This is a genomic window from Entomomonas moraniae, from assembly GCF_003991975.1.
In the GTDB taxonomy this organism is placed as follows: Bacteria; Pseudomonadota; Gammaproteobacteria; order Pseudomonadales; family Pseudomonadaceae; genus Entomomonas; species Entomomonas moraniae.
On sequence record NZ_CP029822.1, the window covers coordinates 2,156,090 to 2,176,792 of the forward strand.

Here is a 20,703-nt window from a genome sequence, read left to right on the forward strand (position 1 = left end):
GGGGTAACTAATCATGGATCAAAAACAAATTGATGCGCTTGTTCGCGAAGTAATAGGCAAACTTAATATCAATAATACTAGTGGTACACCTGTTACTACCCAAAGTAACAACACAAGCCAAGCAACAAACAATGCCTCTGTTGAGTGTTGCTCTATTGATTTAGGTTCAAAAGAAGCTAAACAATGGATAGGTGTACAACACCCTCATAACATCGAAGCATTACAATCGCTTAAAAACAACACTGCCTCTCGTGTAGGCTCTGGAAGAACTGGCGTTAGACCAAGAACAAACTCTTTACTACGCTTTTTAGCAGATCACTCACGTTCTAAAGATACCGTATTAAAAGAAGTTCCTCACGAGTGGGTTGAAAAACAAGGTTTGTTAGAACTTCAATCAGAGATTACCGATAAAGATCAATACTTAACGCGCCCAGATATGGGCCGTATCTTAAGTGAGCAATCTATTAAAACGCTTCTTGAGAAATGCAAAAAGAATCCTCAAGTACAAGTGATTGTTTCTGATGGACTCTCAACTGATGCGATCACAACAAACTATGAAGAAATTTTACCTCCTCTACTTTCGGGTCTAAAAAGTGCCGGCTTAGATGTAGGTACGCCTTTCTTTGTACGCTATGGCCGTGTAAAAATTGAAGACCAAATTGGTGAACTTTTAGGTGCAAAAGCTGTTGTTTTACTTGTAGGAGAACGACCAGGACTTGGCCAATCAGAAAGTTTATCTTGTTACGCTGTTTACAGCCCAACAGTTGCAAAAACTGTTGAAGCGGATAGAACCTGTATCTCAAATATACACCGCGCAGGAACTCCACCTGTAGAAGCAGCAGCGGTTATTGTTGACTTAGTAAAACGTATGCTAGATAAAAAAGCCTCTGGCATTGGTTTAACACGTTAAGAAGGAGGCTAGATTATGCCTACATTAGATTTTATTAGACCCAACGTTAGAGCTGTTAGACTCATCGCTTCATTACATGATGACTTTCGCAAACAACTAAACTTACCTAGCGATGTTAGAAGTTTAGGTTTATTAACAGCAGACTCTGATGACCCTGCTTATATTGCTGCTGATGAAGCAACTAAACAAGCCCAAGTACAAGTAGTCTACGGTAGATCACTTTACGCAGGAGCTGCTAATGCTCCCTCTCCTACTGCGGGTGAAGTACTTATTATGTTAGGTGGTCCTAACCCTGCCGAAGTTCGCGCCGGGTTAAATGCAATGATTGATACCCTCGAAAATGGACCTGCATTTCAATGGGCTAATGATAAAGAGGACACCGCTTACTTAGCCTATGTTGTTTCTCGTACAGGTTCTTATCTATCAGAAATGGCTAACATCCCTGTCGGTGACCCTATTGCCTATTTAGTAGCACCACCACTTGAAGCGACTTATGGTATAGATGCAGCGTTGAAAGCGGCAGAAGTTGAACTAGTAACTTATGTACCACCTCCATCAGAAACAAACTATTCTGCTGCATTCTTAAGAGGTAGCCAAGCGGCATGCAAGTCTGCTTGTGATGCCTTTGCTGAAGCAGTATTAGAAATAGGCCGCACACCGATTCAATCTTAATAAAGGGGAATGACTATGATAAATGCATTAGGATTGTTAGAGGTCAAAGGGTTCACTGCGGGTATTGAAGCCGCTGATGCAATGCTAAAAGCAGCCCAAGTGCGTCTACTTAGTCAAACTCATATACCGCCTGGCTTCATCACCCTTATTATAGAGGGTGATTTAGCTGCATGCCGTGCTGCATTAGATGCAGGAGCAGCAGCAGCAGGGCGTGTAGGTATCGTCATCTCACGTAAAGAAATAGGGCGTCCAGAAACAGATACCGAATGGTTTGTGACAAATTTACAAAAGCAAAACCAAGCAGAGATTAATCCTTCTGCTAACAATATTAAACCAAAAAAAACTACGGTTACAATTACTAAACAAGACAAAGTAGATAAAGTAGAACCACCCCTGATTAGCACTGATGATAAAACGACAGAAACAACTGAAACTGCTTTGCTCTCTTTCATTGCCGAGCACCCTCAAGGACGTAATATTACAGAGATTATGACACTCTTTAATATTACCCGCGTGGCTGCTAAACGACTACTGGATAACTGTATCAGTCAAGGCAAACTACGTAAACGTGGTAATCGTTACTCTCTGGTTGAGGTTACAAAATGATTGCTGAAATTGATGCTGGAACAATACGACAACGTGTCCAACAAGCTGGCATTGTTGGGGCTGGAGGTGCAGGCTTTCCAACCCACGTTAAATTAAATGCACAAGCTGAAATTTATTTAGTAAATGGAGCTGAATGCGAGCCTTTACTTAAAGTAGACCAACAACTGGCCGATCGGCAAGCCAGTGATCTTGTACGTGGCCTACAATACGCCATGAAAGCAACAGGGGCTAAAGAAGGTATTATTGCACTTAAAGCAAAATACCATGATGCAATTGCTCAACTTGAACCAATTCTTCCTTCTAATATTCGTTTGCACATTCTTGAAGATATCTATCCAGCAGGTGATGAAGTCATTACCATATGGTTAGCCACAGGACGTCGCGTACCTCCTGCTGCACTACCATTATCGGTAGGTGTAGTTGTTAACAATGTACAGACGCTCATCAACATCGCGCATGCTGTTGAAAATGAAACACCAGTTACTCAGCGTACGCTAACGGTCAATGGAATGGTTAAACAACCTATTACATTAACAGTACCAATAGGCACAACGCTACAGCAAGTACTTGATTTAGCCGGCGGACCGACCATCAGTAATCCTGCTTATATCAATGGTGGCCCAATGATGGGGGCTTTAGTCACCTCCCTAGAAGATCCTGTGACTAAAACAACAGGAGGGCTTTTAGTTCTTCCTGATGACCATTTATTAATTCGCCGTAGAAAACAAGATATCCAAAGTGTAGTGTCTATGGCCAGAACCGTTTGTGAGCAATGCTGTCTTTGCACAGAACTCTGTCCGCGCCATTTGATTGGTCACGAACTACCACCTCACCTTATTGTTCGCGCAGTCAACTACCAAAAAGCAGATCAAGCATCTATCTTACTATCTGCATTAACATGTTCGGAATGTGGTATTTGCGAGGCTTATGCTTGCCCTGTTGATATATCCCCCATGCGTTTAAATAAATCGCTAAAACAACAATTTCGTAAAGAGGGTGCTCGCTATGAAGGAGAACTTCGTCCTGCTGATCCAATGGCAAAATATCGCCTCCTTCCTGTTAAGCGTCTCATCACTCGATTAGACTTAGACAAAGTCAACCATAAAGCCCCTTGGCAAGATACCTCATGGAAACCAAAGCAAGTTACATTGCCTTTTAGCCAACATATTGGGGCACCAGCAAAAGCGATTGTAAATGTAGGTGATAGCGTCACTAAAGGCCAACTTATTGCAGAAATGGCTGAAGGTCAACTAGGCGCTCCTATACATGCAAGCATCTCTGGTATAATAAAATTCATTGATAATCAAAAGATTATTGTTTCTGAGGAGGCCTAATAAATGAATCATCATGCTATTGGACTAGTTGAATTAAATAGTATTGCTAAGGGCATTGAAGTAGCTGATGCAATGCTAAAAACAGCTGATGTTACATTACTCACAGCAAAGACTATTTGCCCTGGTAAATACATTGCGATGATAGGTGGCGATGTCGCCGCAGTCAATCAATCTGTTACCACTGGCGCTGAAGTGGGTGGTCATCTATTAGTTGATCAGTTTATATTACCTAACATCCACTCATCCGTACTACCTGCCATTAGCGGTGTTACCCAAGTAGATAAGAGACAAGCCCTAGGGGTTGTAGAAACTTATAGCGTCGCTGCATGTATTGAAGCGGCTGACAGCGCTGTCAAAGCAGCAAATGTTACTCTTGTCCGTATCCATATGGCGTTTGGTATTGGCGGAAAGTGCTATGTTGTGCTAACAGGCGATGTAGCAGATACTAAAACAGCTGTTGATATAGCAAGTCAAACTGCTGGCGAAAAAGGATTATTAGTGTATAGTATGGTAGTACCAAGGCCTCATAGCGATTTGTGGCAACAATTGCTATAGTAAGTTTCGAAAATAGTCTTACATAGTGTGATTATGATAGCAAATAAAACAGTACCGTTAAATCTACATCACCTTTCTACGCCAAGCAATAGCGCAGGCTCTATCCCTTCTATAAATGAGCCTGTCCCTATTGTTAAATTAAATACTGTAAAAGTCCATCAAACAAATGATGTCTATCAACATGCTTGTAACATTACCGCTTGGCAACAGCTATATGACCAACTACAGCCCAATATATTCAAAGGTCAGCTAACAGAGTGTTGGCTTGAAGGTATCCAATTTTTTAAAGAATATACCAATACATCATTACGCCAATCTTGTATTGTATGGCCAAAAGCGCTTTGGTTAGGTATTCCACCTACCACAGAGAAAGTAGAGGGTTATATCGGCTCCCATGCCATATCACAGCATACTATTGCACTCAGAGAGGGAGGTTCAGAATTTGAACTAACCACACCAAATGACTATACAATCATGGGATTAGTAGTTAATTTAGATATTTTACTCTCCCAAATCAGTTTATTATATCCAGAACAACAGGATCAATTTAATCGCTTCACATCAACCCCAACATTACAAGTTAATCCAGAACAAAAACAGCGTATTTGTCAACTTATACAGCAAGCACTAAAGGCAGGACAAGAAATTCCTGAATTGACGACAACACCCGCAACGTTAAATATCCTACGTCAAGACTTGTTAGAAAACCTTATTAACTTACTCTTTAGTTCAGAAGCAATTAACGATAAATCATTACGTAAACGAGAAAATTACCTAAAAATTATCTCAAAAACACGTGACTATATACTTAGTCATCCTCAAGATGTTATTACAGTTGCTAGCCTTTGTGAGTCATTGCATGTCAGCCGTAGAACTTTACAGAACTGTTTTCAAACCGTTCTTGGCCTCAGCCCCTATACTTACTTAAAAGCCATACGCCTCAACGCTGTACGACGTGAATTAGAAAGCCGATACTCCATACATCAAACTGTTCAAGATGCCGCTATGGCTTGGGGATTTTGGCACATGAGCCAATTTGCGATTGACTACTATTCTCTGTTTGGCGAGCTTCCTTCACAATCACTCTCTGCAAGAGGAAATCTTGAGCATACATGGTTATAACTGTATGTCTGTGTAATTGATTAAAATAAGATTTACTGAGTAAACAAAGCAGAGTTTGGCGTTATTAACCAAATAGATCCAAATAAAGATTATCGTGAGGATTTTGCTAATCCAGAAAAATATAACTGTGTATTTATTAATGACGATAAATATATAAATGATTAGTAGGATCATCTAGCCTTCATGAAAACCAATTTTAACAGTGTAAACACCCCAACAACGACCTTTGATTGTTAAGGAGCATTAATCCCACTGGAGCTTTTACCTGCATTTCAATTCATTACTCTTAAAGATAAACATATATCGAGTGATCACAGTCTTGTAGCAATGGCAAATAAAGTGCTGTAAGCTATTAATGAAAAATATACGGTACATTTGGGCGTGTGATAAAACAGTACATTGGTAAAACAAACCTCTCCATTCCCCTAGAATTAACGCAGCCCTAATACAACTTAATAAAACCCTAACAGGATAACTTTATTGTTAATCAAAAAAAAAGCATAACTAATAAATTAGTTATGCTTTTAAAAATAACAGAGTGCATTTCCTTTAAAATAAAGGATAAAAACATGGTAGCAACGAGTGGACTTGAACCACCGACCCCAGCATTATGAATGCCGTGCTCTAACCAACTGAGCTACGTTGCCATCAGAGCGCGCTATTATTCTAGTCTACAGCTATTATGTCAAGTATTTATTTAAAATACTTGTAACTTTTTATAAGTCTAAAAATCAACAATACAAGCTTACTCGATTAACCTATCAGTTGAACCTGATCTGCTTGCATACCCTTTTGCCCTTCAGTAGCAACAAAACTAACTTTTTGACCTTCTTTTAATGACTTAAAACCCGCTCCCTCAATCGCACGGTAATGCACAAATAAATCTGGGCCAGACTCTTGAGAAATAAAACCAAAGCCCTTCTCATTATTAAACCATTTGACAGTGCCATTTTGACGATTAGACATGTCGAAACTCCTTAGACTAACAAATATTATAAATGTATCGATTAAATCAATGTGTATATTTTCAAACTGACCATTATAAGTATCAATAATCATACTACGAGAAAAAACCTCTAGAACAATCACTAAACCTACAAACTCAGTATGTTTACTGTACCGTAACTTATTGAAAAAATCTAAAAATATACTTGCTTAACTACTAGCTATTAGTCTAATAAATGACTAACCTCACAACACATCAATAATGAACAAATAAGATTAAGCTTTAGCAATTAAGTGCTCATATTTAGCCATTAACTGTTCTTTAGTTTCTTTATTATTAGGGTCTAAAGGAATACAATCGACAGGACAAACTTGCTGGCACTGAGGTTCATCGTAATGACCGACGCACTCTGTACAACGATTTGGATCTATAACATAAATCTCTTCACCCTGAGAAATTGCTTCATTAGGGCACTCAGGTTCACACACATCACAATTAATGCAGTCATCGGTAATAAATAATGACATGATAACTCCTACCAACTTAATGTTGATAACTTACTAATAGAATAAAAGATGACTATTTTAACATGGATTAGTTGAAAATCTTTCTTTTAGTGCTAACTCCACATCAGGAGCAACAAACTTACTTACATCCCCCCCAAGTGAGGAAATCTCCCTCACAAACGTTGAAGAAATATAAGAAAATTTCTCTGACGTTGTTAAAAAAATACTTTCTAAGCTAGGAACAAGCGCCCTATTCATATTGGCCAACTGAAACTCATACTCAAAATCAGAGACGGCGCGTAATCCTCTCACAATAATATTAATATTATTATCTGTCATAAAATGAGCAAGCAAACAAGAAAAGCCTCGCACCTCAACATTAGATAAGTGGTCAGTTACCTTCTTAGCCAAAACGACTCGCTTTTCTAGAGAAAATAATGTTTTTTTCTTAGGGCTTTCAGCAACTGCTATTACAACCTGATCAAACATTTTGGCGGCGCGTTCAATGATATCTAAATGGCCCCGTGTGATAGGATCAAAAGTCCCAGGATAAACCACTCTATTTTTTAACATGGAAAGCTTCCCACTACGAATTAAATCAAGTCATGCATACTAGCTTAGATCACACACCAAGCCAAGTAGTTTAAAACCATTTATCTGCATAAAAAGTTATATCATTATTCAACTAAAAGGGTACCTCACTTTTCATAAAAGATAAACCATAAAACACCGAAAATAAATCCAAAAAAATCAACATCTTATAAATATAATATTTTTTTATTATAATTTTTATAAATAAAAGCTTGCATATTTTATTAACCCCACTTAAAATGCGCACACTTCGAAAGCGAAGGGTGGTTAGCTCAGCTGGGAGAGCATCTGCCTTACAAGCAGAGGGTCAGCGGTTCGATCCCGTTACCACCCACCAATTTTGCAGCGGTAGTTCAGTTGGTTAGAATACCTGCCTGTCACGCAGGGGGTCGCGAGTTCGAGTCTCGTCCGTTGCGCCAACATAAAAGGCTAGTAATTAATTTTACTAGCCTTTTTTATTAGCTTGCTTTCTATGCTTATAGCTTTTTATCGATCGACTTGACAACCTTATATTTTCCATGAGGTAATACTCTTTATTTGTGCAATAAAACAGCACCAGTAGAAAAGAGCTCCTAACCTAATCATCTTTAGCGTCATTCACAATTCCAAAATAACATAACTCTATTGAAAATAAAGCTCCTCTCCACTTCTACTTTATTTCTTTCTTTTCATAAGTTTTTTATTATTTCTTTGGTAAAAATAACCAAATAATTATGGTTATAATAGCGATTATAGTCCCAAATAACATTAATAAAGCAATTTTCATTCTAGCCACATCATCAATTCATCATGCTCCTGTATCTAAGATTGCATTGCCCGATAAAAATATATACACAGGGAAACTAATAGCAACTAAAGGAACTCCCAATGAGCTTAGTCTAACTTTGGGCAATACCCAACAAGCTAGAATAAGCAACAGAATAGGAAATACATACAAGATAGATGATATAAGAAATTTTTAAGTTTCTTATATCATCTATCTTTTGTTTCTCTGCTCGTTCATAGCGAAAGAACCAAAAATCAGAAACATCTTTACTTGCCCACATTCCTTTTTTTCTTGCACTGCCTTATTTTGCAAGACTATATACGTTAGATTTTCTGGCCTCTCTTTGGAAGGGTAAGTCGCAGCCAATCCTTCTTTCAGTATATCTTCTATTAAGTTTTTCGCATCAATATAAACCGTTCCTGTCACATCACGGTATCTCTGAATAGCTTCTCCAGGATAAATGGAGTCACTTTTTATTTGATGCACATAGACAGCGACTTTTTCATTATCCATTAATTTTTTTAATGCATTCTCAGCCTGATCTCCATATGGACTATCTATTCCCTATCAGGGCATCCAGACTTGATAATAATCAATATGACTCTTTACATTTAATCCATTTTCATCTTGATAGTAGCAATAGAACCGCTCTGTATTCGTTATTTTTTCAATTTGGCACACTATGATTTCAGGTATTTTTAATACTTTAGGTAACTCCTTTTGCCATTTTTGCCAATTATCATCAAACTGGCGGGGAGTTATAATAGGATCCGCAGACCATAACCCTCGCTTATTATTTTTTGCTTGATAATACGAGTTATCTATCTTTTCATCGGACATGGCCACAGTAGCAAAGCCGTTTTCCACTAATTCCAAATTAATATTTACATCACTTGCATAGACAACACCGTTAACCCAAAGCTTATAATGAGTAGGCTGCTCTGCATATATTTCTCTATATTTTTCGTTGCTTTCTTTGACATCGATAAAGATAAGCTGATTAACCATTAATTGATTCATTAGTTCGCGCGCTTGAAAAAAGAAAGGATGCTGCCATATGCGCACAGTATCAATTTGATCGAGGGCAACTGTATTTTTTATTAATAGATCGTCTTCATTGTTTGGTTGTACACAAACAATTGTTTTTATATCAATAATTTTATCCACTTTACACATGAGTGATTCAGCATAGTCTGCCGTTGAAAAAGTTATTAATAACATTGTTAGTAAAAATATCTGTATTACCCGATAATCCATAATCTATCCTGATAGACTAATAGCTTGTGTTACTGCCACTACATATATAACTATTTTTTATATTTTTCAAATGGTCGTTTAAATAATATATAAAAACAGCAAAGACTACAACATTGTGATTGTAATAGTATGAAAATATCTCACACAATTAAGTTATTAATTTTCGTGGTTATCATCTACAGCCATTGAAAATGAATTGCAGTTTATCGCTTACTCGTTTTACAATGAAAGCATTACAACAATCTCTATAGAATGGGCTTAGTCGCCCATTAACAGCAGCACATAACTAATTCTAGTTATGTGCTGGATAGCTTAGTCTTCAATTTACGGAGGGCTGTATGCGGAACATTCTTCGCAATGTGCCGATTCTGTTGTTTCGCTAGACTAACCTATGTACAGCTCCACCTCCTTAGTTTATTTTTGAAATTAAAAAACATTAAGGGGGCTTAATTCTGAGGCAGGAGTTAAGTAATGACCGATTCACAACGTAGTTCTCAATTTATTCCTTTTGATAGACCTCGCAAGGTTCTCTCGTTACTGTGCTGCATTTTGATAGCCATGCACTTCATATCGATACTTTAGAATATGCCACAAGGCGCTTAAATGCTGCCTTAGGACTTTCTGAAGTATTGCAGTCTATAGAGGGGCCTAGCGCTCAAAATATTAAGCATATTGGCATTAGTAGCCATATTTTAATAAGCGATACGATGTGCTTAATTGATAAGGTAAAATTTCAAGTACGGCAAGATAATCCTTCCCCGTAATATTTTTATTTTAGTAGTTGGTTCTTATGACTTTGGCACAGTTCTTTTAACCTGTTTACGTGTTTCATTTTCTAGTTACAGGTACTGCACTAAATGTATTTTATATTTTAAAATGCCCTACCCTTATAAAAGAACCATCACTGGTTATAATTATAGAATATTGATCTTTTATTCATAATTACAGAGTGTGGTATCGGCACACATTACCCAGGCTTTAACAATGCCTTTCTTGGTTTTTTGTATTCAATTGAAAGCCATCCCCCCTAAATATCTACCACATTAAATTGGTCATCTCTGATTAAGTATCTTTTTACGTCATCAAAATAATTAGCCACTTCTTGTAATTTAGTCTTTCTTACAATGGTTATGGCACCCATGCTTGTCTTGAAGAGAGATAGCTGGAGCACCAACTATCTCGCCTAAAAATATTGACATGTTTTAGCTTAGCCGATGAAGACCACTATATTTGGGTTATAACTGTTCTGATAAGCAATATTGAAAAAGGACCAAGAGAAGTAAGATTATATAAATATTTTTTTATAGGAAAGCTAACCATATGATTTTAAGACACTAGTTTATTAACATTTCTAAAAATTAACGTTGATAAATATTCTTTAACGGCATGATTGTATTACGGATACCTGACTATTAGGCCATTTATAAGAATACTATTTCACACTATATTAAAAAAATTTACGGTATCTAAAGCAGATAATTAGCCATTGAAAGTTCCTTGCCATATAACTTAATAATGATTATCATTATCGCATCAATCTTTTCAACACTGGAGCACTCAATGAAATCTTTAGTTGTTTTATCAACCGCATTACTCTGCGCCGCAACCACTCTTTCCGCTAAAGAATATCCTATAGGCAAACCACAAGAATGTGGTGGAATGGAGATTGCAGCGGTTTATTTGCAGCCGATAGAAATGGAACCAGCAGGCATGATGAGGCCTGCTAAAGATTCAGATGTACATTTGGAAGCTGATATCAAAGCCCTAGAAAACAATACCAATGGCTTTCAAGAAGGTAGCTGGGTTCCTTACCTTTCTATTGCTTATACATTAACTAAAGAAGGCAGTAAGGATAAAATTGAAGGAAGCTTCCATCCGATGGTTGCTAATGACGGTCCTCATTATGGAGATAATGTTAAGCTCTTAGGCCCAGGTAAATATAATTTAAAACTAACTATATTACCGCCAAGCAAAGAAAGTATGTTTGGCCGCCACACAGATAAAGAAACAGGCGTTGCCCCTTGGTTTACTCAATGCCAAGCCAGTTATGATTTTGTTTATGCAGGCATAGGTAAAAAAGGCGGTTATTAATTCCCCTTTTTACAATAAAAATAGAAGCCAACTCTTAACTCAGTTGGCTTCTTACCTTTTAAATAAAGGATACCACCATGTTAAAAAAATATAGTACGTTACTTTTTTTAATGCTCTTTTCTTGTTTAACTTTTGCTGCACCACTTCCTAGTTATGAGGTCAGCATCAAAGATGGGGTATTCTCTCCAGCATCCATTGATGTTCCTGTGAAGCAACGCTTCAAAATCATTATTAAAAATGACGGAACTGGTCCTGCAGAATTTGAAAATCTCTCACTGCGTGTCGAAAAGGTATTGGCATCCGGAGTGAGTTCTTTTGTGGTCATTCACCCTTTAAAAGAGGGAAGCTATCACTTTATTGATGAATTTCATATGGATATGCCTGGCTTTACCATTAATGCAAAATAGATAATCCAACGAGGTAATTAAAAACCATGTGGCAAGCTCTTTTTATTGTTTGGCGTGAAAGTGTTGAGGCGTTATTAGTCATTGGTATTCTATATGCGTGGATTAATCAGCAGACTAACGCCAATCAAACTAAAAAAATGCTCTGGCTAGGAACATTCATTGGTGTTCTTTTTGCTTGTGCTCTTGCCGTTGGCTTTACGCTAGCCGGTGAATGGTTTTCAGGCGCTGGTGGTGACTGGTTTCAAGTCGGTATGATGATAGTTGCCAGTTTCTTGATCTTTCAGATGGTTGTTTGGATGCAAAAAAATGGCCGTGGCATGAAGAAAACATTGGAAAAAGAAGCCAATGAAAGCTTTGCTAAACGAGGAGGCATAGGTATTTTACTACTAGCGGCACTCGCTGTAGCCAGAGAGGGATCTGAAATTGTTATTTTCCTCTATGGCAGTTTTTCGACAACCTACGGTTCTGCTTTTTGGTTATTAGTGTTAGGCAGTGTAATAGGATTTGTTTTAGGCTATATCACTTTTATGCTATTACAGCTTTCAAGCCATATTATTTCATGGCGTGTCTTTTTTAATATCAGTTCCATCATTTTATTACTGTTAGGTGGAGCATTGCTTATGTCTGGCTTGGATAAAGCCAGTGGTCTTATTACGGAGATGCTTTCTAATACCGATGCGCCTGAGTGGCTATACAGTTTCTTCGACCCTGTTTGGGATACTTCTAAGTTCTTGTCAGATAAATCAGGATTTGGTAGTTTTATTGCGAGTATCACAGGTTATCGTGCTGAACCTATGTTACTTGGTGTTATTCTCGTCCCTCTTTACTGGGTTGTCGCTATTGTATGGATACAGTTAATTAACCGCCCTAAGTCTTAGCACCTAATTGAATATATACTATGAGCCATTTACCTGTTACGCCGCTGTCAAAATTTGGTGATTTACTCCGCCGTTATGGTGGAGTTATCCGAGCTATTCAGTGGTTTATTATTTTATTCTATCTCTTTCTGTTACTTATTCCAGCATTTATGTCTCTGCCTCCTGATAAGGCAAGAGTACTTAATAATTTAACACTATTTGCTCAATTCGTATTTTGGGGAATTTGGTGGCCTTTTGTACTCCTTTCTATGGTTTTATTTAGTCGAGCATGGTGTGGTATTTTTTGCCCAGAAGGTGCATTAGCTGAATTAGCCAGTAAATACGGTAAAAATAAGGGTGCGCCTAATTGGTTGAAATGGAATGGTTGGCCTGCTATCGCCTTTATTCTCACAACACTCTATGGTCAGATGATCAGCGTCTATGATTATGCAAAGCCAGCCCTACTTATTCTTGGCGGATCAACTCTCGCGGCTGTAGGAATAGGGCTATTTTATGGCCGTAATAAACGGGTATGGTGTAAATATTTATGCCCTGTTAGCGGTGTATTCTCTCTATTGGCAAGGTTAGCTCCTCTGCATTTTAAAGTCGATGAGGAAAGATGGAAAGAAAATCCAGAACCTCATCTACCCGTGCCTAATTGCGCTCCACTGGTTGATATTCGCAGAATGCATGGCGCATCATCCTGTCATACTTGTGGTCGTTGTAGTGGACAAAGAGATGCTGTCAGGCTAGCAACACGCTCAGTCAATGAAGAAATTGTAGATTATGGACAAGAAGAACATAATCCATGGCTTATTCATTTGCTCCTCTTTGGTATTCTTGGTGTTGCTATTGGCGCATTTACTTGGACGGTTAGTCCTTGGTTTATTGCTTATAAACAGGCTATTGCAGAATGGTTAGTGGTACATGGTGTTTATTGGCCACTCAACCAAGATACGCCATGGTGGCTATTCACCCACTACCCTGAAAATAATGATGCCTTTAACTGGGTTGATGGTTTTTGTGTGGTCACTTATATATTAGGGCATGGTGTTGTATTAGGTTCTGTCTTTAGCCTTGTGATGTTTATTGCGAGTAAAATCACTCAGCAAGGGAAGGTTTTTTATACGCACTTTTGCTTAGCGCTTATTCCTCTAGGCGCAGCAGGATTATTTTTAGGTTTAACAGCCACCACCGTCAAACTCATTAGGCAAAATGGTTTTGCCATTCTTTGGGTGCAAGATGTGCGCCTAATGCTTTTATTGTGTAGCACGATCTGGAGCCTCATACTCGCTTACAGAGTGGTTAAAAAGTACCCCTTAAATCTGATTCAACAATTGGGTTCGATGCTTTGTTTTACATTCGTTTGTGCCATTGTTTTTTATAATTGGTATTTAATGTTTTGGGGGTGGGGCCATTTATCGCTCTTCAAACTTTCTACCCTCGTAAATTTAGTTGTTTATGCAGCTACCTTAGTTATCTTTATTATAATTGTGAAACTGCTATTTAAACGTCTTAATAAACCTTTAAAGAGTAAAACCATAAAAGTCACACAGCTTTAAAGATAAACAAGCCTAGTACATAAGAGCCAACAATTAACTTCATGGCTCTTATGTGTTAAGCCACTGTGAATATCTTCTCCGCAATTAATTCAATCTCCCCCTTCTTACCTTTAATAAAACTGTCATATTGTTTTGCAATAATTTAAACACTTTCTGGTATTTAAACTTTATCGTGAGGTTTTGTTATGCGTTTCACCGTTCTACATAAGTCCATGCTTTTGGCGACTCTGTTAGCCGTTTTACCTGTTTATGCAGAGAAACTTACCATTGCTGTTATCTCAGACACCCAAAACTATACTGATGTAACACTCCCTCAACCACGAGGCATCAATACCTTTATCCAACAAATGCAATACCTAGCAGACAATAAAGCAAATAAAAATATTATTTTTGCTACCCATGTAGGTGATGTTGTACAACATGGTGATGGTCAATTTCGCACAGGTAGTGTTGGAAAATATACCCTTTGGAATACAAGAACAGAGTGGGATTATGCCAATCTTGCATTGTCTATATTGGATAATGCCAATATCCCGTTTAGTTTAGTCCCCGGTAATCATGACTATGACAACTACAATTGGTACAAAGAAAACAATGGCCCCGGTGATAGTCGCCCTTTAAAGGGAGGGAGTGTTTGGAGTAGCTATTTCGGGGCAAACTCCAAGTATTTTTCTGGAAAAAACTGGTATGGCGGCTCTTACAATAATGACATGAATAGCTTCCAACTGATCACTCAAGGTAATTTCAAATTCCTCCACCTATCCCTACAAATGGAGCCAACATCTGATGATTTACAATGGGCTCAGCGCGTACTGGATGCCCATCCCAATTTACCCGTTATTATAACGACCCATGAATGGCTAGACCCCTCTTTTAATAAAGAAACAACAAGAGCCAATGGTTATAATGATTATTTCAAAGGCACAAACCATCAAACACCTGATCAAGTTTGGGATACGTTTATACGTAAAAATAAAAATATTTTTATGGTATTAAGTGGCCATGCGTGGACGCCGACGCTTGAAGGGAAATCACATGGGCAGAACTTACGGATTGATAAAAATGATGTAGGTTACCCCGTTTATCAAGTGCTACAAGACTACCAAGGAAACACCCTAGGTAAAGATGGCAAGGCAGGTTCAGATAATGGTGGTGCAGGTTGGTTACGCTTTATCGAGTTTGATACCGATACCAAGAAAATTCACTTCTATACTTATTCAACACTCCTTAATAAATACGCAGGTCGTAATGGGGAGAAAACATTTGATGTATCACCAGAATACTCTGATTTCAAACTGGATTTTCCACCTCAGCTTATTCAGTAGCCAATTTACATATCTCTTGTTTAAAATAGCTCTAATAAAAAAGCCAGTGATTAAAGCACTGGCTTTTTACTCTATCCTCAGTAAGCTACTTCACATAAGTCAGCCATTTATCATATTTTGCATCTTTACCATTCACTATAGCAAAGAAGCGTTGTTGAATTTCTTCTGTAATAGGACCACGTGAACCTTTACCAATTTGGCGTTGGTCTAGCTCACGGATAGGCGTTACTTCAGCCGCTGTACCTGTAAAAAACGCTTCATCAGCGCAATACATTTCATCACGGGTAATACGTTTTTCAATAACCTCTAGCCCCATATCACGTGCGATGGTCATCACTGTATCACGGGTAATCCCTTCTAATGCTACAGTAGCGTCAGGTGTATAAAGCTTACCATTACGCACAATAAATACGTTCTCTCCAGAGCCTTCAGCTACATAGCCACTTGCATCTAATAATAAAGCTTCGTCATAGCCATCACTGGTAGCCTCGGTATTGGCCATAATGGAGTTAAGGTAGTTACCATTAGCTTTCGCCTTACACATGGTAATATTTACGTGATGGCGGGTAAAAGAGCTGGTTTTAATGCGGATACCTTTTTGCATACCCTCTTCACCCAAATAAGCACCCCATGCCCATGCAGCTACAATCACATTGACATCATTAACCGCAGGAGCAACACCTAACTTTTCTGAACCATAAAAGGCCATTGGACGAAAATAACAAGATTTTAATTTATTGGCTTTAACCACATCAATATGTGCTTGGTTAATGGTTTCTTTATCATAAGGAAGCTTCATTCTGACAATGTGCGCAGAGTTAAATAAACGATTAGTATGATCTTGTAATCGGAAAATAGCAGGGCCATTGGCTGTTTCATAAGCACGAACACCCTCAAATACCCCCATTCCATAGTGCAGTGTATGGGTTAACACATGAGTTTTAGCATCACGCCAATCAACTAATTCATTATTATACCAAATAAACCCATCTTTATCTGCCATTGACATGCTTTTATCTCCTCATAAAAAAAAACAATATATTAATTAGAAACATTTCAATCAAATAGTTCTACTAATATCCATAATAAACTCAAATAATATTCATCCCTATCAATTTATTAATAGCCCCTTATTGAGTAAGCAGCTTCTGATAAATTCGATAGTCCTCTTGACTAAAACAACAAAATATAACGCATTTTAAAGTTTCATCATTTAATAAAAAATGCTTCACTGTCTTAACTGCAACTTCTGCGGCCTTGTCTTTAGGATATTTATAAATCCCCGTACTAATACAAGGAAAAGCAATACTTTTACATTGTCTCTCAACAGCTAACTGTAAGCTATTTTCGTAACAGCTAGTTAGCTGCTCTACCTCTTGCTGGTATCCACCTTGCCAAACTGGTCCTACTGTATGAACAATATAATTTGCTAGTAAATTATAACCTTTTGTTAATTTAGCTTGCCCTATTTTACATCCACCCAATAAGCGACACTCATCCACTAATAACCGCCCTGCTGCTCTATGAATAGCTCCATCAACACCTCCTCCACCTAATAAAGAACTGTTGGCTGCATTCACAATCACATCAACATCTAGCTTAGTAATATCACCGTGTATCGCAAGAATCTCTGTTGCCATTATTTTTCCTGAAAGTTAATTGCAATTGAATTAATACAATAGCGTAACCCTGTTGGTGGAGGGCCATCAGGAAAGACATGGCCAAGATGCGCTTTGCATTGTGCACAAACTACTTCGACACGATGCATATTATGGCTATTGTCTTCATGTTCTTCTACAGCATTGGCTTTTATGGGCTGGTAAAAACTCGGCCATCCACAACCTGCCTCAAACTGGGTAGATGTTTCAAAAAGCTCTGCACCACAGCACACACAATGATAAATACCCGCCACATCAGGTACTTTATAGTATTTACCTGAAAACGGGTGTTCTGTGCCTTTTAATCGACATACATAAAATTGATCTGGGGTTAATTGTTGTTGCCATTCTTCTAAAGTTTTCGCTTTTTCACTCATAGCGTTTATAATCCCATTGTAATTATATTCATTAAATAAACTCACACTGTACTAATAATAGTCCTAAACACTTTTTTATAAAACCTCTATTATGGCTAGTCGTTCACTCAATACCCCCTGCGTTGGTCTTTGCTCTACCGTCTACGGCGATGCGGTATGTCGTGGCTGTAAACGTTATGATTATGAAATCATTGATTGGAATACTTATACATCAACTCAACATGAGGCTGTTTGGCAAAGACTTGAGCAGTTATTAGAAGAAGTAATGGCCAATAAGCTTGCCATCACAGATAGAAAGCTACTAGAACAAAAACTGATTAAACACAGCATTCGTTTTCGCCCACAACAATCGAGCTATTATTGGGCTTATTTATTGTTAACGAAAGGAGCTAGACTGATTAATAATATAGAGGCCTATGGTATTCATATATCAGTCCCTTATGATAATCAACCTCTTTGGGAGTTACGTGAGCAAATCGATGTTGAGTTCTTTGCTCTCTCAGAAAAAAACTACCCAACCACATTGCCTTAAAATATAATTGAGCTATGAAAATAATAAATTTTTAATATTTTCACTAAAATACTTAACTCAAATAGTTTAAAATCAGCACTTTTACACCGCTGTTTTAGGAAAAACCATGCTTGAGAAATATATAAAAAATATCCTAACGGCGCCTGTGTATGATGTCGCAGTTGAAACACCATTGCAGCCAGCCCTTAGTTTATCGCAAGAATTAGCCAACACCGTATTATTAAAAAGAGAAGACTTACAATCAGTTTATTCTTTTAAGATTCGCGGCGCTTATAATAAAATTGCACGTCTTTCAGATTCAGATAAAGCCAAGGGAGTGATTGCTGCATCTGCCGGAAATCATGCGCAAGGTGTTGCCATTTCAGCACAAAAGCTGGGCATTAAAGCAACAATTGTCATGCCTAAAACAACCCCTGAAATTAAGATCAAAGCCGTTAAATCTTATGGCGCAAAAGTTATTTTACACGGAGATGCATTCTCTGAATCCCTTGCCCATGCATTGAAACTTGTTGATGAGAAAGGATTTACTTTCGTACACCCCTACGATGACCCTGATACCATAGCAGGCCAAGGCACTATTGCAATGGAAGTTTTACGTCAGCATAATGGTCCTATTGATGCTATTTTTATTCCTGTCGGTGGCGGTGGTTTAATCGCAGGAATAGCCGCTTATGTAAAATATTTACGGCCTCAAATCAAAATCATTGGTGTTGAGCCTAATGACTCTAACTGCTTGCAAGCAGCACTTAAAGCAGGCAAGCGTGTTACATTAAACCAAGTTGGTTTATTTGCCGATGGCGTTGCAGTCACACAAATAGGTAAAGAACCTTTCAATATCTGTAAACATTATGTCGATGAAGTCATTACCGTCTCTACTGATGAAATTTGTGCCGCACTTAAAGATATTTATGATAACACCCGTTCAATTACAGAACCATCAGGTGCATTAGGCGTTGCAGGAATAAAGAAATATTGCCATGACCGAGGCGTTAAAGGGCAAACTTTGGTTGCCATAGACTCTGGCGCTAACATTAATTTTGATCGTTTACGCTATGTTGCAGAGCGTGCTGAAATTGGTGAGAAACGTGAAGCCATCATCGCTGTAACTATTCCTGAACAACCCGGTAGTTTCAAAAAATTCTGTGAAGCCATTGGTAAGCGCCAAATTACTGAATTTAACTACCGTTACAGCAGTGATAAACAAGCACATATTTTCGTTGGTGTTCAAACCCACCCTGAAAATGATCCTCGCGATGCACTGATTTCGTCATTACAAAAAAAGGGATTCCCTGTTTTAGATTTAACCGATAACGAATTAGCCAAATTACATATCCGTTATCTCGTGGGGGGACATAACAAAGACGTTGCTAACGAGCAAGTATTCCGATTTGAATTCCCCGAACGTCCCGGTGCATTATTTAATTTTTTAAACAAGCTAGGCGATCGTTGGAATATTAGTTTGTTCCATTACCGTAACCATGGTGCTGCTGAAGGTCGTGTTTTTGCTGGTCTCCAAGTGCCATCTTCTGAAATAAAAGCGCTTAAAGAAACTTTAGATGCAATTGGTTATCCTTACTGGAATGAAACCAAAAACGATGCCTATCAACTCTTCTTATCGTAATATCCCCCTATAAGGTAGCTATTTCTTGGCTACCTTATCTTATTATCTTTTACAAAACTTATAATCAACGCCTCCCTATATACTAAGATCTAAATCTACTGACCTTAGCAACCTAAAATTAATATGTTACTATCTGTTTCGAAACAACATAAGTATTTTCGTATTTAACTTTCTTAACCACACAAAGGATTAATGCTATGAAATATTTAAAACTAGTTGTTATTGCGGCGGCAGTTTCTTTTCTTGCAGGCTGTACAGGTCACGTTTATAATGCTCAAAAAAACTGCAGCTATGATTATCTTCTTCATCCTGATGTTTCTATCTCTAAACTCATCGGTGGCTGCGGTCCAGTTGGTAACTATAAATAATTTTTACTAATTAAATGCTTCATGGCTTCTCAATAAATAGAGAAGCCAATTTTCCACTGATGAGTTATGCTCTCATTACATATAATCGAATAAACCTATACATTATGAAGTTATTCTTGTAATTAGCATATTGCAGCAACTATTAACCTTGTAAGACATAGACTTTTTAAGCTTCCTACTTATTTCTGGCTAACTCTTGAATAATGGGACATTCAGGCCGGCTATCACCATAGCACCCATGAGCTAAATGGCGTAGTGTATTAGCCATCTCTTGCAAATCATTGGCTTTACGCTCTAATTCACTGATATGTTTTTCTGTAAGTTTCTTAACATCTTCACTTGCTCTATCTTTATCTTGCCAAAGCATCAATAACTCTTTAATTTCCTCCATTGAAAAGCCTAAATCTCTGGCTCTTTTAATAAACAATAGATTTTGGATGTTACTCTCTGAATAATCTCGATAACCACTCACTGTACGAGAAACGTTTAGTAATAATCCTATCTCCTCATAGTAGCGGATCATTTTAGCTGAAAGCCCTGTTTTCTTAGCGGCAATGCTTATATTCACTCTCATTCCCTTCAATGATAAAAAAGATTGACCTTACCATAATGGTAAACTTTACAATGTTCCCAATCATTT

The 20,703-nt window shown here is 37.9% G+C and carries 24 protein-coding genes and 3 tRNA genes; 17 read left to right on the plus strand and 10 right to left on the minus strand.

The genetic code is table 11. The features are described 5' to 3' along the window. Positions 1 to 13 precede the first annotated feature (13 nt). The 6 genes from eutC to eutR are packed head-to-tail and all read left to right on the plus strand — an operon-like array spanning position 14 to position 5,199. Positions 14 to 910: an ethanolamine ammonia-lyase subunit EutC gene (gene eutC / locus DM558_RS10125; protein ID WP_109701820.1), complete on the plus strand. Its 897-nt coding sequence runs from the start codon at positions 14 to 16 to the stop codon at positions 908 to 910. A 15-nt stretch (positions 911 to 925) separates the two neighbouring features. Further along, positions 926 to 1,582, plus strand: coding sequence for an ethanolamine utilization microcompartment protein EutL (eutL, locus tag DM558_RS10130; RefSeq protein ID WP_109701819.1), 657 nt, complete (start codon positions 926 to 928; stop codon positions 1,580 to 1,582). 15 nt (positions 1,583 to 1,597) lie between these two features. Then, positions 1,598 to 2,188 carry a BMC domain-containing protein gene (locus DM558_RS15955; protein ID WP_127163912.1) on the plus strand — a complete coding sequence of 197 codons (591 nt, stop codon included), beginning with the start codon at positions 1,598 to 1,600 and terminating at the stop codon, positions 2,186 to 2,188. After that, complete coding sequence (locus tag DM558_RS10140) at positions 2,185 to 3,522, plus strand: 4Fe-4S dicluster domain-containing protein (protein WP_127163913.1); 1,338 nt, start codon at positions 2,185 to 2,187, stop codon at positions 3,520 to 3,522. The genes DM558_RS15955 and DM558_RS10140 overlap by 4 nt, the downstream gene beginning before the upstream one ends. A 3-nt stretch (positions 3,523 to 3,525) precedes the next feature. Then, on the plus strand, positions 3,526 to 4,077 hold the full coding sequence (locus DM558_RS10145; RefSeq protein ID WP_127163914.1) for a BMC domain-containing protein: 552 nt from the start codon (positions 3,526 to 3,528) through the stop codon (positions 4,075 to 4,077). A 33-nt stretch (positions 4,078 to 4,110) separates the two neighbouring features. Further along, complete coding sequence (gene eutR / locus DM558_RS10150; protein ID WP_127163915.1) at positions 4,111 to 5,199, plus strand: HTH-type transcriptional regulator EutR; 1,089 nt, start codon at positions 4,111 to 4,113, stop codon at positions 5,197 to 5,199. A gap of 570 nt (positions 5,200 to 5,769) precedes the next feature. Here eutR and DM558_RS10155 read toward each other — a convergent pair. The 4 genes from DM558_RS10155 to coaD form a co-directional block, all read right to left on the minus strand. Then, positions 5,770 to 5,846 (minus strand) — tRNA-Met (locus DM558_RS10155). Positions 5,847 to 5,952: 106 nt separating this feature from the next. Further along, on the minus strand, positions 5,953 to 6,165 hold the full coding sequence (locus tag DM558_RS10160) for a cold-shock protein (protein WP_109701814.1): 213 nt from the start codon (positions 6,163 to 6,165) through the stop codon (positions 5,953 to 5,955). Positions 6,166 to 6,420: 255 nt separating this feature from the next. Then, positions 6,421 to 6,672, minus strand: coding sequence for a YfhL family 4Fe-4S dicluster ferredoxin (locus DM558_RS10165; RefSeq protein WP_109701813.1), 252 nt, complete (start codon positions 6,670 to 6,672; stop codon positions 6,421 to 6,423). 57 nt (positions 6,673 to 6,729) lie between these two features. Continuing rightward, positions 6,730 to 7,224, minus strand: coding sequence for a pantetheine-phosphate adenylyltransferase (gene coaD, locus DM558_RS10170; protein WP_109701812.1), 495 nt, complete (start codon positions 7,222 to 7,224; stop codon positions 6,730 to 6,732). Positions 7,225 to 7,503: 279 nt separating this feature from the next. On the opposite strand from coaD, the gene DM558_RS10175 reads away from it, so the two are divergent. Together DM558_RS10175 and DM558_RS10180 are read left to right on the plus strand one after the other, a co-directional pair. Continuing rightward, positions 7,504 to 7,579 (plus strand) — tRNA-Val (locus tag DM558_RS10175). Positions 7,580 to 7,584: 5 nt separating this feature from the next. After that, a tRNA-Asp gene (locus DM558_RS10180) sits at positions 7,585 to 7,661 on the plus strand. Between the two features lie 557 nt (positions 7,662 to 8,218). On the opposite strand, the gene DM558_RS10185 is transcribed toward DM558_RS10180, so the two are convergent. After that, positions 8,219 to 8,569: a thermonuclease family protein gene (locus tag DM558_RS10185; RefSeq protein WP_228411862.1), complete on the minus strand. Its 351-nt coding sequence runs from the start codon at positions 8,567 to 8,569 to the stop codon at positions 8,219 to 8,221. A gap of 6 nt (positions 8,570 to 8,575) precedes the next feature. Beyond that, positions 8,576 to 9,265, minus strand: a complete 690-nt coding sequence (locus tag DM558_RS10190; protein WP_127163917.1) for a thermonuclease family protein — start codon at positions 9,263 to 9,265, stop codon at positions 8,576 to 8,578. Positions 9,266 to 9,804: 539 nt separating this feature from the next. Between DM558_RS10190 and DM558_RS10195 the strand changes: the two genes are divergently transcribed. The 6 genes from DM558_RS10195 to DM558_RS10220 all read left to right on the plus strand — a co-directional run bounded on the left by DM558_RS10195 (position 9,805) and on the right by DM558_RS10220 (position 15,507). Beyond that, positions 9,805 to 10,029 (plus strand): hypothetical protein, encoded by a 225-nt coding sequence (locus tag DM558_RS10195; RefSeq protein WP_127163918.1) that lies wholly within the window; start codon positions 9,805 to 9,807, stop codon positions 10,027 to 10,029. A gap of 796 nt (positions 10,030 to 10,825) precedes the next feature. Further along, positions 10,826 to 11,356, plus strand: coding sequence for an iron transporter (locus tag DM558_RS10200; RefSeq protein ID WP_127163919.1), 531 nt, complete (start codon positions 10,826 to 10,828; stop codon positions 11,354 to 11,356). A gap of 77 nt (positions 11,357 to 11,433) precedes the next feature. After that, positions 11,434 to 11,763 carry a cupredoxin domain-containing protein gene (locus DM558_RS10205; protein ID WP_109701810.1) on the plus strand — a complete coding sequence of 110 codons (330 nt, stop codon included), beginning with the start codon at positions 11,434 to 11,436 and terminating at the stop codon, positions 11,761 to 11,763. A 26-nt stretch (positions 11,764 to 11,789) separates the two neighbouring features. Next, on the plus strand, positions 11,790 to 12,641 hold the full coding sequence (locus tag DM558_RS10210; protein ID WP_109701809.1) for an FTR1 family iron permease: 852 nt from the start codon (positions 11,790 to 11,792) through the stop codon (positions 12,639 to 12,641). Between the two features lie 20 nt (positions 12,642 to 12,661). After that, the gene (locus DM558_RS10215) at positions 12,662 to 14,182 is read left to right on the plus strand and encodes a 4Fe-4S binding protein (RefSeq protein WP_127163920.1); all 1,521 of its coding nucleotides are present in this window, start codon (positions 12,662 to 12,664) and stop codon (positions 14,180 to 14,182) included. A 185-nt stretch (positions 14,183 to 14,367) separates the two neighbouring features. Beyond that, positions 14,368 to 15,507: a metallophosphoesterase gene (locus DM558_RS10220; protein ID WP_127163921.1), complete on the plus strand. Its 1,140-nt coding sequence runs from the start codon at positions 14,368 to 14,370 to the stop codon at positions 15,505 to 15,507. An 85-nt stretch (positions 15,508 to 15,592) separates the two neighbouring features. On the opposite strand, the gene DM558_RS10225 is transcribed toward DM558_RS10220, so the two are convergent. From DM558_RS10225 to msrB, 3 genes are all read right to left on the minus strand, one after another. Continuing rightward, positions 15,593 to 16,516, minus strand: a complete 924-nt coding sequence (locus DM558_RS10225) for a branched-chain amino acid transaminase (protein ID WP_127163922.1) — start codon at positions 16,514 to 16,516, stop codon at positions 15,593 to 15,595. A gap of 121 nt (positions 16,517 to 16,637) precedes the next feature. Beyond that, positions 16,638 to 17,147 (minus strand): O-acetyl-ADP-ribose deacetylase, encoded by a 510-nt coding sequence (locus tag DM558_RS10230; protein ID WP_127163923.1) that lies wholly within the window; start codon positions 17,145 to 17,147, stop codon positions 16,638 to 16,640. Then, entirely contained in the window at positions 17,147 to 17,542 is a 396-nt protein-coding gene (gene msrB, locus DM558_RS10235) for a peptide-methionine (R)-S-oxide reductase MsrB (protein WP_127163924.1), read from the minus strand. The genes DM558_RS10230 and msrB overlap by 1 nt, the downstream gene beginning before the upstream one ends. A gap of 91 nt (positions 17,543 to 17,633) precedes the next feature. Here msrB and DM558_RS10240 point away from each other — a divergent pair, with 91 nt between their 5' ends. The 3 genes from DM558_RS10240 (at position 17,634) to DM558_RS10250 (ending at position 20,063) form a co-directional block, all read left to right on the plus strand. Continuing rightward, positions 17,634 to 18,074, plus strand: coding sequence for a DUF1289 domain-containing protein (locus DM558_RS10240; RefSeq protein WP_109701801.1), 441 nt, complete (start codon positions 17,634 to 17,636; stop codon positions 18,072 to 18,074). Positions 18,075 to 18,180: 106 nt separating this feature from the next. Next, the gene (ilvA, locus tag DM558_RS10245) at positions 18,181 to 19,695 is read left to right on the plus strand and encodes a threonine ammonia-lyase, biosynthetic (RefSeq protein ID WP_127163925.1); all 1,515 of its coding nucleotides are present in this window, start codon (positions 18,181 to 18,183) and stop codon (positions 19,693 to 19,695) included. A 197-nt stretch (positions 19,696 to 19,892) separates the two neighbouring features. Next, entirely contained in the window at positions 19,893 to 20,063 is a 171-nt protein-coding gene (locus DM558_RS10250; protein WP_127163926.1) for a DUF4223 family protein, read from the plus strand. 175 nt (positions 20,064 to 20,238) lie between these two features. Here DM558_RS10250 and cueR read toward each other — a convergent pair whose 3' ends face one another. Then, positions 20,239 to 20,631, minus strand: coding sequence for a Cu(I)-responsive transcriptional regulator (cueR, locus tag DM558_RS10255; protein WP_109701798.1), 393 nt, complete (start codon positions 20,629 to 20,631; stop codon positions 20,239 to 20,241). Positions 20,632 to 20,703 lie beyond the last annotated feature (72 nt).